9 protein-coding genes are annotated in these 15,998 nt (G+C 43.6%); 6 read left to right on the top strand and 3 right to left on the bottom strand.

Annotated features, from left to right (window positions below):
- Positions 1 to 248: 248 nt before the first annotated feature.
- Positions 249 to 1,265 carry a LysR family transcriptional regulator gene (locus ACOJRU_RS14300; protein ID WP_421132414.1) on the top strand — a complete coding sequence of 339 codons (1,017 nt, stop codon included), beginning with the start codon at positions 249 to 251 and terminating at the stop codon, positions 1,263 to 1,265.
- Here the strand turns inward: ACOJRU_RS14300 and ACOJRU_RS14295 are convergent.
- Positions 1,208 to 1,930 carry an endonuclease/exonuclease/phosphatase family protein gene (locus ACOJRU_RS14295; protein ID WP_421132413.1) on the bottom strand — a complete coding sequence of 241 codons (723 nt, stop codon included), beginning with the start codon at positions 1,928 to 1,930 and terminating at the stop codon, positions 1,208 to 1,210. The genes ACOJRU_RS14300 and ACOJRU_RS14295 overlap by 58 nt on opposite strands.
- Entirely contained in the window at positions 1,918 to 4,134 is a 2,217-nt protein-coding gene (locus ACOJRU_RS14290) for a VTT domain-containing protein (RefSeq protein ID WP_421132412.1), read from the bottom strand. The genes ACOJRU_RS14295 and ACOJRU_RS14290 overlap by 13 nt, the downstream gene beginning before the upstream one ends.
- 249 nt (positions 4,135 to 4,383) lie before the next feature.
- Between ACOJRU_RS14290 and ACOJRU_RS14285 the strand changes: the two genes are divergently transcribed.
- The 3 genes from ACOJRU_RS14285 (at position 4,384) to ACOJRU_RS14275 (ending at position 9,317) form a co-directional block, all read left to right on the top strand.
- Positions 4,384 to 6,126 (top strand): PAS domain S-box protein, encoded by a 1,743-nt coding sequence (locus tag ACOJRU_RS14285; RefSeq protein ID WP_421132411.1) that lies wholly within the window; start codon positions 4,384 to 4,386, stop codon positions 6,124 to 6,126.
- A gap of 231 nt (positions 6,127 to 6,357) precedes the next feature.
- Positions 6,358 to 8,658: a catalase/peroxidase HPI gene (gene katG, locus ACOJRU_RS14280; RefSeq protein ID WP_421132410.1), complete on the top strand. Its 2,301-nt coding sequence runs from the start codon at positions 6,358 to 6,360 to the stop codon at positions 8,656 to 8,658.
- A gap of 173 nt (positions 8,659 to 8,831) precedes the next feature.
- On the top strand, positions 8,832 to 9,317 hold the full coding sequence (locus ACOJRU_RS14275; protein WP_421132409.1) for a hypothetical protein: 486 nt from the start codon (positions 8,832 to 8,834) through the stop codon (positions 9,315 to 9,317).
- 24 nt (positions 9,318 to 9,341) lie between these two features.
- Here the strand turns inward: ACOJRU_RS14275 and ACOJRU_RS14270 are convergent, their stop codons facing one another.
- Positions 9,342 to 10,667 (bottom strand): mechanosensitive ion channel family protein, encoded by a 1,326-nt coding sequence (locus ACOJRU_RS14270; protein ID WP_421132408.1) that lies wholly within the window; start codon positions 10,665 to 10,667, stop codon positions 9,342 to 9,344.
- A gap of 316 nt (positions 10,668 to 10,983) precedes the next feature.
- Between ACOJRU_RS14270 and ACOJRU_RS14265 the strand changes: the two genes are divergently transcribed.
- Entirely contained in the window at positions 10,984 to 13,539 is a 2,556-nt protein-coding gene (locus tag ACOJRU_RS14265) for an HWE histidine kinase domain-containing protein (protein WP_421132407.1), read from the top strand.
- 12 nt (positions 13,540 to 13,551) lie between these two features.
- The gene (locus tag ACOJRU_RS14260; protein ID WP_421132406.1) at positions 13,552 to 15,945 is read left to right on the top strand and encodes an EAL domain-containing protein; all 2,394 of its coding nucleotides are present in this window, start codon (positions 13,552 to 13,554) and stop codon (positions 15,943 to 15,945) included.
- Positions 15,946 to 15,998: the final 53 nt, after the last annotated feature.

The raw sequence follows: 15,998 nt of genomic DNA, 5'->3' as shown, positions 1-15,998 counted from the left end.
TGTAGGGGTATCAATAAAATATTGAGCCTATCGTTAACTAGCTGAAAAATTTGAAAAATGTGCGTCTTTGAACGATTAAAAATTTTCTGCATTTCGAAATGAGAAAGTGGGTGTTTACATACGGTTAACTTAATGCATCGTTTGTTTGGTATGTAACTTGCTGAATACAATGAAATATTTTTATTTTCTTGAACGCTGAAGGTCTGGATAGACGTTAAATCTTTGTATTTCCTCAGCGAGGTTTGCCTGTGAATTTTAAGCAGCTACATTATTTTCTTACCACCGTAAAAGCGGGCAGTATTGCCGCAGCTGCACGCGAGTTAGATCTCGCTCAGCCTGCTATTAGCCAACAATTGGCAAGCCTTGAAAGAGAGCTGGGCGGGCCATTATTTCATCGGAGCTTTTCAGGCGTATCGTTAACACCAGCAGGAGAAATATTCGTTCGCCATGCTATTCAGCTTGTAGACGACGTCAATGCGGCGAAAAATGAATTGCAGACCCTGTTTACCAAGCAAGCAAGCGTGGTTAAAGTCGCGATGCTTCCTTCTATCGGTAATGTACTTTCTATGCCACTTATCGCAGAGGTTAAAAAGAAACATCCGCAATTGAAGTTGGAAATAAGTACTGGCCCGTCTTACTCAGTAAAAGGGTGGTTGGAGACTGGGCAAGTCGATATTGCACTGACATACGAACAAGAGGTCGACTCAAAACTAATGGCAGTTGAACCGTTAATAAGAGAAGACCTGCATTTGGTTGTGTCCAGTTCAGTAGGGAATGAACCGTATAAGCATCTGTTAACGCGCGATACCGTTCCATTTTGGGAAATAAGTCAATTCTCTTTGTTGTCCCCAGGGACTAAAGATGCACTCGGTAGACTTATTCAGCAATTTGAACAAATGACCGGTGTAAGCTTGCAACACGATCACGCCTATTCAGGTCAGCTGATGACGGGCTTACGGCAAGTTATGCAAGGCGAGGGCGTAATGATTCTGCCGACCTCTGCGGTTTTTCACTTACAAGAGTCGGGATTGGTAAAGTTATTAAAAATTGTTGACCCTGACATGTCTAGGCTAGTGTTAGCTGCGACCAACAAAACCGCGCCACTTAATGACGCGATCATTGTAATGTTAACCGTAATAAAGCAGGTGGTATTGTCAGAGCAACAACTAAATCACTGGTGCGGTGCACTTAAGTTTTTAAACGATAATCAAGCAAAAAACCGCGGTTTATCAGGCAGCCGTATATCAAGCTGGACCGGTAAATGATCTGAATAATATCGGGTTTTTTTCGTCTTTAATTTTTTGCAATCAATAACACTAATATCGTCGCTTACCCAAACTCTATCTAATGAGAAAATAGGAAAATGGCTAGGAAAAGTACCTCCTAGCTTATGCTGGTTTAACAGGGTATTAAGTTTTCTAAACGCTTGGGTAAAAAATTGCCACTCGTTAAAGTCTCCCGCAAGTACCACAGGCGTGTCGCTATTGTTTAACTCATTACTTAAAAAGTCATGAAGTAAACTGAATTGGGATCGGCGTTCCTTTCTCTTAAGCCCCTTATGTGTATTAACAACGGTAAGCGGTCCCTTCTCCGTTTGTAACGTAACAATCTGAACGTTTCTCGGCTGTCGGCCTGCCTGACTAACATCAAAGCTATCAGTGTGAAGTACTTTAAAGCGTGTCAATATAGCATTGCCATACCAGCCGTGCGTTTCTTTCAGCGCAGGCGAGGCTAACAAAGTAAATGCATTTCCAGCACAGATATCTTCGATATCTTGTGCTGTAGGCCTTATTTCAGGCCGAGTGTCCATTTCTTGCAGCAGTACAATGTCTGCACCCGTTTCCGTTAAAAGCTGGCCGATGCGTGCATAGTCTTGTTTGCCATCTCTACCGACACCGCTATGGATGTTATATGACACTATGCGGCACATTCTTTATCTTCCTCACGCTCGCGTTGGTCAGCTTCTGCGGGCTGCGATAGTTCCGGTGAACGGTTTTGATACCAGCGTGAAAATTTCTGAGACCCCCAAATCATTAAGCCCCACACAATGATGCCAGCAATTAAGTAGCCAATTGTTTTCGGTGATGGGTTCTGCCAAATCTGCGCGATAGAATCCCCTACCAGCCCTTTAGCAATCATAGGCGGGAACATCCCTAAAAATGTTCCGATCAAAAACTGAATAATACCGATGCTGGAAATACCTGCTACTAGATTCACCAGACTAAACGGCGCTATTGGCAGCATTCTTATAGCAGCAACTCCGACGATCCCACTTTTCTTAAGCTTTTTGTCGACGGCTTTTACTTTTGGGCCACCTATTTTGCGAAGGCCAGCATCACCTGATAAGCCGCCAATCCCAAACAGAATAGCCGAGCTTAACAGAGCGCCCAAAATACCGTATATCGGCCCCCAGATAGGGCCAAAAATAGCCGCTACTGCAAGGGATAAAATTGTCACCGGGAAGAACAACAGCCCCCCGATAGCATAAATCAGTAATACAGTAGGAAGGGCAAAGTATGTCCCTCTACTGTGCTCTAAGAAGGCAGTGATACTGTCTGAACTCAACCATGAAATAGACTGGCTGGCCCAGTACATTAACCCACCAAGCACCGCAACTATGGTTACACCTAATGCAATCATAATGCTTCTTCTACGAGGGTTTCTTGCTGGCAAGCCTACACCATCGAATGACGGCATTGAAATTAGCGGCTCTTCTGGGTCTGACAGTGAGCGAAACACATTTTTTACCGAATGACTGGTAAATACCTCATCTCTTACTTCTGTCAGTATGTACCCGTGTGCAAGTTGATTGTTCATCAGTGCTTCTACTGGTGACTCGTGAGAGAAGATGTCGCTCATCTCTTCAATAGCTCGACCAGTATGCTCTGCAAGCAAGTCGTTTCTGACATGCTCTATACTTTGTCTATTCTTTTTGCTGTTACCGTACATCACCACATCTATTTCCGTATCTAACGTCATAGAGCGGTTGCTGATGTTTGAAGATCCGATAACGAGATATTTGTCGTCGACGGTCATTACTTTGGAATGGATACGTTTGTACGCCTGTCTTCCCTGCATGTCTTTTATCGACGAGTAAGTCATTTTTACTCGGCGCGGGTCAATATCCTTTTCCATGATGGTTTTAAATTGGATACGGCTGGCCCAAAACGCTTCGCACTCAAATTTACCCTTGGGTTCGTAAGAACTCACCACAATTACATTAAGGTTAGGCTTGGCTTTGAGTTGTTTATTAAGCGCTTCAGCGATTTCTTGACGCGTTGTGAACTGATTTTCTATATAGATTACTCGCTCGGCTTCTGCGATGAGGTCTAAGAGCATAGTTCGCACTTCTTGAGCGGGCTCTACTTCGTCCATAAATGGAATAGTTCGCGCAAGGGCACACTCTACGTTTTCGAAAATAGGTGGGAACTGAGAGGGCCACGCACTGGGTACATCCATTGTGCTAGAAGTGATTGCGGTTTCTCTCATCGCGACCGGTGTTTTTTCGGCAACGCGTTCCCAGCGCCAGCGAACAAGTTTGGCAAAGTCATTCACCACCGGACCGCACGACACCATTTGTACATCGTGGAGCGGACCATATTCACCGTCTGGTCCGTCGCGTTCCTCTGAAAGCACTGGGTGATCTCGCGTATCCCAGCGATTAGTTGACACATCCATGCCACCTGAAAACACAACTTCATCATCAATAACAACAATCTTTTGATGTTGACTGCCGCCCATTGGAATGGTGTCGTCAAGTTCGGTGTGAACGTTGTCAGGCGTTTTTTCTTCCCATACTTCTTTTGCCCACATTTCTCGCTGGGCAAAGAATGCTAATGAAGAATCCCACCTTAATAAATAAATTTTAATGTCGGGATTATTCTCTGCTTTCCACGTAAGTAGATCACTGATGACACTGGGGGCTTCACTGGCTTGTTCTTCATCCCCGCGTAGTAAACGAATTCGACTGTCGATATCCCAACCAACGATGAAAATACTGTGCTTTGCATTCACGATGGCGCTATGTAACGCCTTGTAATAATTAGCACAATCGATAAGAGGTGCTGCAAATCTTGCGGTGCTTTTTACCCAACAATTATCACCTGGTGCGAATACGCTTTTTGTCTCTGTCATCACTACATCCTTTTGCATTTGCATAATGCTTTACGTAAAACGTTGCACAAATCGTTCCTTTCTTGGCTTTTTTATTTACCTGCTTAGTTTATTGATATTCAAAGATAAAAGGTTTTCTTACCTATTTTTTATACAGAAAAAGCGATAGCGGCTATGTAAGTTTTTCATAGCGACGGAAAGATTGTCTGAGTCGCTAATTTTGAAAACCTGATCTATATATACTTTGGTATAGGCTTTGAGGTTAACCTGATGATGTTTTTTTCCCGCAATAACGCTGCACAGCAAGCGTTAGAACAATCCATTCTCGCTGTAGTAACTATCGACCAAAACAACAACATTACTTTTTATAATAAAGCGGCACAGACCTTGTGGGGGTACACTAAATCAGAGGTGCTAGGTAAAAACATTCAGATGTTAGTACCTGTTGAACACAAAGCTAACCACGATAGTTATGTAAATACTCACCGTAATACCGGTAATAATAAAATCGTCGATAGCTCACGAGAAGTTGAATTAGAGACCAAAGCGGGGAACCGTATTTGGGTTCAGTTGGCGTTATCGCAAGTTATTGTAGGCGGTCAAAAACATTATACTGCGTTCGTCCGGGATGTCAGTGAAGAGCGTGAAGCCAGAGAAATTGTAGAACAAACGCTTGAGCAAGCGCTTGATGCGGTAATTTGCATTGATGAAAACAACAACGTTACGTTGTTTAATGCATCAGCGGAAAAACTATGGGGCTACACGCGAGGCGAAGTGTTAGGCAAAAACGTTAAGATGCTCGTCCCCCGAGCTATTCAACCGCAGCACGACAACTACGTTAACGCAAACCGTACAACGGGTGTGGACAAGATCGTAGGCACTAGCCGAGAAGTAAAAATTGAACGAAAAGACGGTAATACCCTGTGGGGCCGATTGTCACTATCAAAAGTCGACCTAAACAATAGAACACTGTACACCGCTTTCATTAAAGATGTTACCGAAGAGGTAGAGCAGCGCGAGATGCAACGCATGTTGTCTTTAGTGGCCAACGAAACTGATAACGCGGTAATCATTACAGATAGTAAGGGGTTAATAGAATATGTAAATAACGGATTCTATCGGTTAACCGGGTGGTCGCTAGATGAAGTACGCGGCAAAAAGCCGGGGTCTTTCTTGCAAGGTGAAGAGACTGACCCTAGAACCGTCGATGTCATTCGTCAGAAACTGCAAAACCGTGAAGCGTTTTATGACGAAATATTAAATTATAAAAAGGATGGCGTTCCCTATTGGACATCGCTTTCGATTAATCCTGTATTTGATAATGGCGAATTGGTCAACTTTATTGCAGTACAAGCCGATATCACCAGAGTGAAGCAGATGGCATTAGACTTTACGAATAAGTTGAAAGCCATTGGCAGTGCGCTGGTGCTTTTAGAAATCGAGCCTAATGGCAAGGTTGTCGATGTGAATAGTCTTCTTAAGAAAACCTTGAAAGGCGTGATTGACTCTAAAGACTTTGCCACGTTCTTAATGGATGGGTTGTCGGTTGAAGAAAAGGCTGAACTAGAGCGGACTAATTTTGTATCGAAAGTGGTTGAACTAAAAGCCGACGCGAACTATCTCGCCTTCGATTCGCGCATTTGCGCACTTAGAAACTTTAATGGGCAGATAACACGATACGTATTCTTTGCGATAAATGTTTCAACACGTAAACAGGCAGTGAATGACACACAAGATGCGATGCAAGAGCTATTAACGACGAGCCAAACCATTAGCACCATCGTAGGAACAATTAATTCTATTTCTGAACAAACCAATTTGTTGGCGTTAAATGCGGCTATCGAGGCAGCACGGGCTGGCGAAATGGGGCGTGGGTTCGCGGTTGTGGCTGACGAAGTAAGAACGCTGGCCGGGAATTCTCAATCCTCATCAAACGAGATTGATAATCTGGTAAAAACGACCGTAAGCAAAATTGAAGAACTTGCCTCGTTAATCCAACGAATTGATGGGTAAGCACATTTACTCAAAAAGATGCGTGTTTACGCCACTAATCGCGCATCTTAAAATTGTAATTGGATTTTTCTATCGGTGTCATTCATTTAATCAACTGTCCTTTTTTTGTGCCAGTGACTATCTTGTATTTACTCAAACGTAAATGAAACGTTAACGGTGACGTATGGACCTATCTTGACTTAGGTCCATACGCCACTTATGTCACTGCAACCACATATACAGGACAATACAATGACCATAAATAGGTTTAAGAAAACGACCTTGTCAGGCTTAGTTGCCTTTGCACTAAGCACGACCGCTGCATTCGCTAACGATCAAATCAGTAAACCTGCGGGTGCGAAAGGCACGGGGATGACTGCTGCGTTCCAAGCAAAAAACAATCAGTTTTGGTGGCCGAATCAGCTCGACCTCTCAGCGCTACGCGACCATGACAATCGTTCGAACCCGTTAGGCGACGATTTTAATTATGCCGAAGCGTTTTCAAAATTAGATCTTTATGAAGTGAAGCGTGATGTAAATGCACTATTAACTACCTCTCAAGATTGGTGGCCTGCTGACTTCGGCAACTATGGCCCGTTCTTTATTCGACTATCTTGGCACAGCGCGGGCACATACCGTACGCTAGACGGTCGCGGTGGCGGTGACGGCGGTCAAATGCGTTTTGACCCGCTTAACAGCTGGCCAGATAATGGCAACTTAGACAAAGCGCGTCGCTTGTTATGGCCTATAAAGCAAAAGTACGGTGAAAGCTTATCATGGGGTGACCTTATGATTTTAGCAGGCACCGTAGGCATGGAAAACATGGGGTTTGATACCTATGGCTTCGCTGGTGGTCGTACTGATGATTGGGAACCTGACATGGTGTATTGGGGCCCAGAAGTTGAAATGCTAGCAAGTGATCGTGAAGAAAAAGATGGCAAACTACAACGGCCGCTAGGTGCTACGCACATGGGGCTTATCTACGTAAACCCTGAAGGTCCAAAAGGGGTGCCTGACCCGATGGGCTCGGCTAAGAATATCCGTACCGCTTTTGGCCGCATGGCAATGAACGACGAGGAAACGGTAGCACTTATCGCTGGCGGTCATACCTTTGGTAAAATGCATGGTGCGCACAAACCTGCTGACTGCTTAGAAGCAGAACCCGGTGGCGCAGGCGTTGAAGAACAAGGCCTAGGTTGGAAAAACAACTGTGGTAAAGGTCATTCTGAAGACACAGTTACCAGTGGCTTAGAAGGGGCGTGGACGCAGTTACCAACGAAGTGGACAAGTTTATACTTACAAAACCTACTTGGATTTGAGTGGAAACAAACACGTAGCCCGGCAGGTGCTATCCAATGGATCCCAACAGATGAGTCATTGCATACTTCGGTGCCTGATGCACACGTAGAAGGCAAGAAGAACGCGCCAGTCATGACTACTGCTGATTTAGCCCTTAAATATGACCCCGAGTATCGCAAAATAGCTGAACGCTTCTTAGCTGATCCTAAAGAGTATCAAACGGCGTTCGCTAAAGCTTGGTTTAAGCTTACGCACCGTGACATGGGGCCAAAGGCGCGTTACTTAGGTAATGATGTTCCAAAAGACAACTTTATCTGGCAAGACCCGGTGCCTGCGGTCGACTACAAAGTGGTTTCAGACCGTGACATTAAAAAGCTGAAAAAAGAAATTCTAGAGACAGGATTAACGGTCCAGCAATTGGTTAAAACTGCATGGGCATCAGCGGCAAGCTTTAGAGCATCAGATTACCGAGGTGGCGCTAACGGGGCTCGTATAGCATTAGAGCCGCAAATTAGCTGGGAAGTTAACGAACCAGAAACCGTGAAATCAGTAGTTGAGAAGCTTCGTGCTATTCAAGAAGATTTCAATTCTGGAATGTTTTCGAAGAAGAAAGTGTCGCTTGCTGACCTTATCGTCATTGGCGGTGCAGCGGCTATTGAAAAAGCGGCTGCGGACGCAGGCGTTAAGGTAACCGTACCTGTTGTACCAGGTCGTGGCGATGCAACCCAAGCGCAGACAGATGTTAACTCTTTTGCATTGCTAAAACCGGCAGCGGATGCATTTAGAAACTACTACGACGCTGAGGCGAGCTACCGTTCACCGACAGATATGTTGGCGGATAAAGCAGATCAACTTAATTTAACAGTACCTGAGATGACCGTGTTATTGGGTGGAATGCGTACGTTAGGTGCAAATACAGGTAGCAGCACGCACGGTGTGTTTACAGACAACACCAATGCACTTTCTAATGATTTCTTTGTGAATTTGTTAGACATGGGTATTAAATGGAGAAAAACCGACAACCCTTCCGTTTATGAAGGTGTTGATCGCGCTTCGGGCGAGCCAAGATTTACGGGTACACCTGTGGACCTAGTGTTCGGCTCTAACAGTGAGCTGCGCGCGGTGGCAGAAGTATACGCCTACGACAATGCTAAAACACAATTCGTGAATGACTTTGTTGATGCATGGACAAAAGTGATGACGCTAGACCGATTCGATCTGCGCCATGACCTTAATGCCCCGCTAAACAAGTAATAGCAATATAACGTGACAATTAAAAATGCGGGGCGTGCCCCGCATTTTTGTTGTTTGCTGCCCCATCCGTTTTATGCGTTACATTGCGCTGCGAATTTAGTCAAAATTCGTTACACTATTCTTATTCCTATGCTCAATTAGCAGTGCTTTAGCTGCTTGGTATTATGTTATAGATGGCAACATTCCAACGTTTACTGGTTAACTTAGAAATTATTGCTGATGATTTAGATATGCTAGACGCTAAATGCTACTTCAGTGATAGGCACTTGACCTTGCTTGAAGCATATCGCACGGCATTAGACACATTAAATAAAGCGGCAGTAGCGCAAACAGAGGCAAGCTGTAGCGCTTATTTTCAACACTCCTCGTTAGCTCCGGTTTATGTAACGAAGCAAATGTTATCTGTACACGTAAAACTTATTAGTTACGTTCTTTCTTATTGGGAGGCGAATGAAAAAGTAAGCGACATTATTAATGATGATTTTGACCCTCGCGCTGATAAAAGGTTAGCGCTGCTTCAGGTGAAAGCTATTCGCGCTAAAGCACAACTGAAGACCGTTGCCAGTGCAATGGGAAGGGATGATTACGAGCGTTTTACGCATGTATTGAAGCTGAGCGGCAAGGATTGGCAATGGGATACCTTGCGCGCTCGCTTTTAATTATCACGCTAATTTGGCAGATGACTATGGTGTCGTGTTTTTAAGTGCCGGGCCATCGTCGTTAAGTACGCGAACTTCTCTTTGTGGGAATGGAATTTCAATGCCGTGCTCTCTTAAGGTTTCAAACACCACAAGCAGTAAGTCACCGCCTACACGGTTTTTACCATCATCGACACCTTCCATCCAAAATTCGACGAACATATTCACGCCAGAATCGCCAAAGCTGTCTATTTCACAATCAGGGCGCTCTTCAAACGGTACATCGTCACCGGCGATAACTTGAGGATGTTGGCTAACGGCATCTTTAATAATTTCAACCATTGCACGTATGTCAGTTTTGTACGCCACTGAAAAATCAATGCGATAACGCTGTTTTGGATCTTTGTGTGTCCAATTAATAAGTAACGAGCTAATAAACTTTTCATTAGGAACAAGAATATCTTTTCCATCGAAGGTTTCTAATACGGCGTAGCGCATCTTGAATTGCCTAACAATGCCTTTTTGACCCTCTTCTAATTCAACATAATCACCTACGGTCAAGCTGCGATCTAACAGGATGATGATCCCCGATATAAAGTTAGATGCAATTGACTGAAGGCCTAAACCAAGCCCTACACCTAAGGCGCCACCGAATACCGCAAGTGCAGTAAGGTTAACGCCCATAATGTTAAGCAGTAGTAAAAATATGATGCAGAAAAGCGCTACTTCAAACAGCTTAGCGAACACTTCCTTGGTCGAAACATCAAGTGATTTATGACTTCTAATGATGTCCTGCCCGAAGGTGTTGGATGCGCGGCCAAGCCAAAACAGTAATCCGCCAAAGATAATGACCCTAAACACGCCGTAGGCAGAAACCTCTATATTTCCAATATTGATTGCCATTCCTTCTAAGGTTTCGACAACAATGGGCAAGATACCTATTAAGAATAAGAACAATAGGGGTAAGCCAACCCACTTGATGAAGCCCGCAAAAGCGACACTTTCAATGAAATTATTGGCTAACGAGTATGTAAATAACATTATGGCTAAAATTACCGCAGCATTCAGAAGCCAGGCCTCAGGAAGCAGCGTTTGGCCTACAGTGGATGTTATTTTTAGCAGCACAATAGCAAGCACCGGAAAAATGGCTTTCCCAAGTTTAAACAAAGAATTATGTAGGCGCTTCTGCGGTGATGATGGGGCTTCTCGCGTATAACGAAATTGTTTTCGGATACGCACAGCAACTAAGTAAGCTACACAGTAGCACGTAGCGATTATGCCTAATTGGATATAGAACGCGGTTGAGGTCAACGCGTCCGAGGCTGCAAGAATAACGTCTTGCATCTTTGTTTGTAGCGCCATTAATGACATTACGTTGTTTTATCCCAAAAGTGCCAATTATTGGCGTGAAATCAAGTACGCTTTTTAACGTGCTTAGTAGAGAAGAGTAAAGCGTTATTTTAAATTTTCGTGTTAAAATGTGTATTTTTTTACTACTAAAGTATAACGTTTTTCATAGCTTGATATTTCGGTGGAAAAAAAACTCGTTTTATCGGCATTAGGCTATAAAAAAGCTACAGACTGGTCTATTACTATAAATAGTAGAGTGTATTTGGTTTTGGTAACGCAGTTTATCTATGCTAACTCTCATTTTTCTATACGTATGTCAAAGAGAAGGTAGAGCCAAATGACCGCACACTCGTCGAACTATGACAATTTGGTATCGCAATGTGATAAAGAACCAATACACCTGTTGGGGCGAGTGCAATCGCATGGTGTTTTGCTTGCAGCCAGTACTGATGGTGAACTACTGTTCGTGTCTGCTAATGCCTTCAATATTTTTCAAATGGAACAAGACGATGTCAGTGCGAAAACCGTATGGGAACTTTTAGGTAATTCGCTCTCACATGCTGCAAGGGGGGCATATCATCAAGCACTAATAACAGGTAAGCCCCACCGACTCGTCAACGTTTCGCTGCCCTTTTTGGCGTTGGCTCAAGATATCAGTATTCATGATAGTTCAGATGTGATTATTTTTGAGTTTGAGCCACATGTAGATAGTGATGGCATGGACAACTTTTTGCTTGCCATGATGAATCAATTTAGTCAAAGCCAAGATGTCGCAACATTATATGAGCACTTAGTGGAAGGCGTTCGTCTATTCACACATTTCGACCGAGTGATGTTGTATCGATTTGACAACGACGGTAGTGGCGAGGTTGTCGCTGAATCTAAAGAAAGCGAACTGCCTCCTTTTTTAGGATTGAAATATCCAGCTTCAGATATACCCAAGCAGGCGCGTGCGCTTTACAAGAAAAATTTGATTCGCGTTATCTGCGATGTGCATTCCTCTGCCCATGAATTAGTTGCGCTCAGTACAAAACAACGTGAACTCGACTTGTCTTTTTCACGGCTTCGTTCTGTATCTGAGGTGCATATTCAGTATCTAAAGAATATGGGAGTAGGCGCGTCGATGTCTATTTCCGTTATTGTAGAAGGTGAGTTGTGGGGGTTGATTGCATGTCACCATAATTCAGCGCATAGGTTGTCAGGCAAAATGCTAGAACAACTAGAGCTATTTGCAGAATTTTTCTCTTTAGAACTAAATAAACGGCTTGTGGTTGAACGGATTGCTATTAGCGAGAAGGCCAATACGGCCTATACAAAAGTGATTAGTAATGTGTCTAATTCGGTGTCTATCCCGCAAATGGTCAATGAACGCTATGACTTCTTCAAGAGCTTGATTGATATTGACGGTATTGGGTGCGCATTTAATGGCGAGTATAGGCATCGCGGTAAGGCGTTAAGCTCTAAAAAAGTAAATCATCTGCTTAACTTTCTAAAAACTCAAACCGACACGCCAGTTTACGCGACAGATAAGATTGAAACATTAGATCCCTCGCTACGTGACAACAACGTGGCAGGGGTTCTTGCCATCCAAGTATCTAGTCATCCCGTTGATTATATTTTGTTGTTTCGCGAAGCCGTTGTTCAAGAGGTACGGTGGGCGGGTAACCCCGATAAGTCAGTCGTAAACAACGGCGATGTAAAACTTACGCCTAGGTCTAGTTTTGAACAGTGGATCGTTTCCCATGACGACCAGTCATCAGCGTGGTCTATACTTGATATAGAGCGTGCTAAGTCGATACGAACAGGCATTATGGATTTGACCATTCAGCATCTCCACGAAAAAGAAGCATTGCAAAAAGAAGCGAAAGAAAGGTTACAGTTATTGATTGGCGAGCTGAACCATCGAGTACGAAATATCTTGAATTTGGTCAATGCTATCGTGTCTCAAACTTCCCATGACAAAAACGATATTGGTCTTTTTGTCGATTCATTATCAGCCCGGATTTCAGCATTAGCACTAGGGCATGATCAACTCACGCATTCCTCATGGCAAAGCGTAAGCTTTAATACATTGCTTTGGAATGAGTTACGCGCCTATATGATAAATGAGTCCGTCTTTACGGTTGAAGGGCCCGACATAAACATTAGTGCATATGGGGTTACGCCAGTTGTTTTGGTTTTTCATGAACTTATTACCAATGCTGCAAAATATGGTGCATTGAGCGCATCGAGTAGCGATGGGACCGTGTCAGTAAATTGGTGGCTCGATAAGCAAGGAAACTGCACCATTGAGTGGGTTGAAAAAGGCGGCCCGCCTATTACAGAGTTAGGCCCTGATGGTTTTGGTATGACGATAATACGTTCGGTTATTCCCCATGAGTTAGGCGGTGAAACTAACATCAGCGCATTAACCACTGGGATGAAAGCCGTATTTAAAATTCCTAGTAAGCACATTGAAGAAGTGGCGAGAACTGATAAGGCAAGCGAAAGCAGCACAATGCCTAATTATAAAAACGATGTTCAGCCAGAGGAGGAACAAGTAAATCATTTTGAAAAGGCGTGTATCGTAGAAGATAACCTTCTGATATCAATGGACTTGCAGAAAAAGCTGAAAAGTATCGGTATTCCGTACGCGTCTATTTTTGGTTCTGTGTCTGCCGCTAGAGCGGGAATAGAGAAAGAGCGTCCAGATATCATATTCTTAGATATGCACTTGGGAAATGAAAACACAATTCAGTTAGCCACCGAACTGCTAAATCAAGCTACGCCATTTATGTTTATTACGGGGTATGGTGCCGAATTAGAGATACCCGAAATTCTCTCTTCTGTGCACGTATTAAGTAAACCAGTAAATATAAAGACGTTGGAAAAAACTTTGGAAGAACTTACGTAAAGAAGCGAATAAATGGAAGCATCGATAACTGCCAGAATATTAATTGTTGAAGACCAAACCATTGATGCAATGAACACAAGCTTTTCCCTGAAAAGCTTCGGTGTAGATGTGGTGGGTATTGCTGGCGATGCCGAAACCGCAATTAAGCTCGCAGAAAAGTACCAACCCGATATTATTCTAATGGACATTAATTTGGGGGAGTCGCTGACCGGTATTGATGTGGGCAGGCATATTATCAGCAAGTACGCTATTCCCATTGTATTTACGTCGGCATACAGCGACGACGATACTCTGTCCGACGCATTATCCATTGCGCCTTATGGTTATTTGGTTAAACCTTTTGGCAACGCAATGCTTCGCACCGCAGTCAAAGTTGCGCTAGAGCGAAAACGTATTGATGATGAAATGAAGGACGCCTCGCTACGATTAAATATCGCGTCAAATGTTGCGAAATTGGCCGTGCTTGAAATAGATGAAATAACAAAGTCTATTGTCATTAAAAGCGAACAAAATTATTTCTCTTTGCCCCTTAGCCTGTCGCTTGACGATTTCATGATTTTATTCCCAGAGGAAGATAAAAAAGCGCTTCAAGTTGCTATAGATAGCACTCAAGGCTTTCAAACTCGACTGAAAGTTGTGGATAGCGAGAGCGAGATATCGTGGCTACAGGTTACACTTACTGATGTGTCGATGTCTGAAGAAGGGGTGCGAATAGGAGCGATTCAAGATGTTACCGATCTTCATCAGATAGAAAGCGAGCTCTTCGTGTCGGACCGCATCATAAAAGAAATGCAGGAGGGCGTATTGGTTTTTGATGCGGATGGCATGATCACTAAAGCCAATGCTGCGGCTAATGAGTTGCTCGGTGTCGCTTCGGATAGCTTAATTGGAACCTTGTTTTTTGATTACTTCCCAAGGGAGCGAGACAGCGATAAAGAAGACCTTGTGTTTAACGATGACATGCGCGAAGAGATAAATATTGTTACCGAAGATGGAAAAAGAAAACACCTTGTTGTGTCTATCAATGTTATTGAACATGACGAGCATGGACGCAAAGTCGCTATTCTTACTGATGTTACAGCTCTGAAATCGACAGAATCAAAACTGAAATATTTAGCCTTTACCGACCCTCTAACGGGCGCAGGAAACAGAAATTACTTAAACCAAGTAATACAGACTCTACAAAGTGTATCGTCTGAGGTTGCGCTTATTTTTATTGATTTAGATGAGTTTAAGTTGATCAATGATTCTTATGGGCACGAAATAGGTGACCAAGTTTTAAGAAGCTGTGTGTCTAGGATGTTGGTGAAAATTAGGGAGACCGATAAGCTTATTCGCTTTGGAGGCGACGAATTTGTCATTGTCGCTGCCGACAACAAACCTATTGATTTACAACGTTTTGCCGAGCGCATAACCAGTGTTTTTGAAGCACCGTTTGTTACGTCGTCGGCAGAGTTCGTTATTACAGCAAGTGTTGGCATTGCGATTTCAAACGAGTCCCTTTGTGCTAGCGATTTACTAAAACATGCCGACATTGCAATGTATCAGGCAAAAAAACTGGGTAAAAATAATATTGTTTTCTTCGAAGAGTCACTGACTCAAGACATCGAATACAGATTATTTGTCCAGCAGGGCCTGAGAACTGCTATTTCTTCAGGCGAGATATGTGCGTACTTTCAACCTATCGTAAGTATCTCAGGTGAAGTGGTGGCGCTTGAAGCATTAGCAAGGTGGCATGTACCGGGCCGCGGTCTTATTGGACCTGATAAATTCATTCCAGTCGCCGAGCGTTCTTACCTTATTCATGAATTAGGGCTACACATGCTGAGAGAGGGGTGTATGGCACTACAAGCGTTGGATAGTTGGGGGTATAGCGAGATCGCCGTCAACATCAATATGTCTGCGGTACAGTTGCAACATGAAAGTATTGTCGAATCATTTGAGAATATGATTGCTCAATTCAATTTGGCGCCTACGCGTTGTGTGCTTGAAATAACCGAATCGACCCTGCAAAGTGAGCAAGCGCGAGAGGTATTAGCTGAACTAAAAAAAATCGGTTTTCGCGTGTCTATTGATGATTTTGGTACTGGGTATTCGTGTCTATCTGAACTTGCCGAAAATATTTATGATGCGGTCAAACTAGACCGTTCTTTACTGCCTGAGTTTCCTATTGTGTCCCCATCGGGAGAACGTCAAGCGACAATACTTAAGAATGTGATTACACTGTGTAAAGCACTAAAGGTACCTACCACGCTGGAAGGGCTTGAATATAAAGAACAGGTTGCTTTTGCCACACATATCGGTGCAGATTCAATGCAAGGATATCATTTTGCCATGCCTATGAGTTTATTGGCCTTAATGGAATACATGCAAACTCAGCATGCAGTTCCTCGTGTGGTGGTTTAAAGATAAAGGTGGCCGTGACGGTATCGGCGTTAACGCTTCATCTTTGCTGGTGG

This window comes from Alteromonas algae, from assembly GCF_049117195.1.
Classification (GTDB): Bacteria; Pseudomonadota; Gammaproteobacteria; order Enterobacterales; family Alteromonadaceae; genus Alteromonas.
The sequence above is the reverse complement of the archived record's forward strand: the minus strand, read 5'-3'. Positions and strand labels throughout refer to the sequence as shown.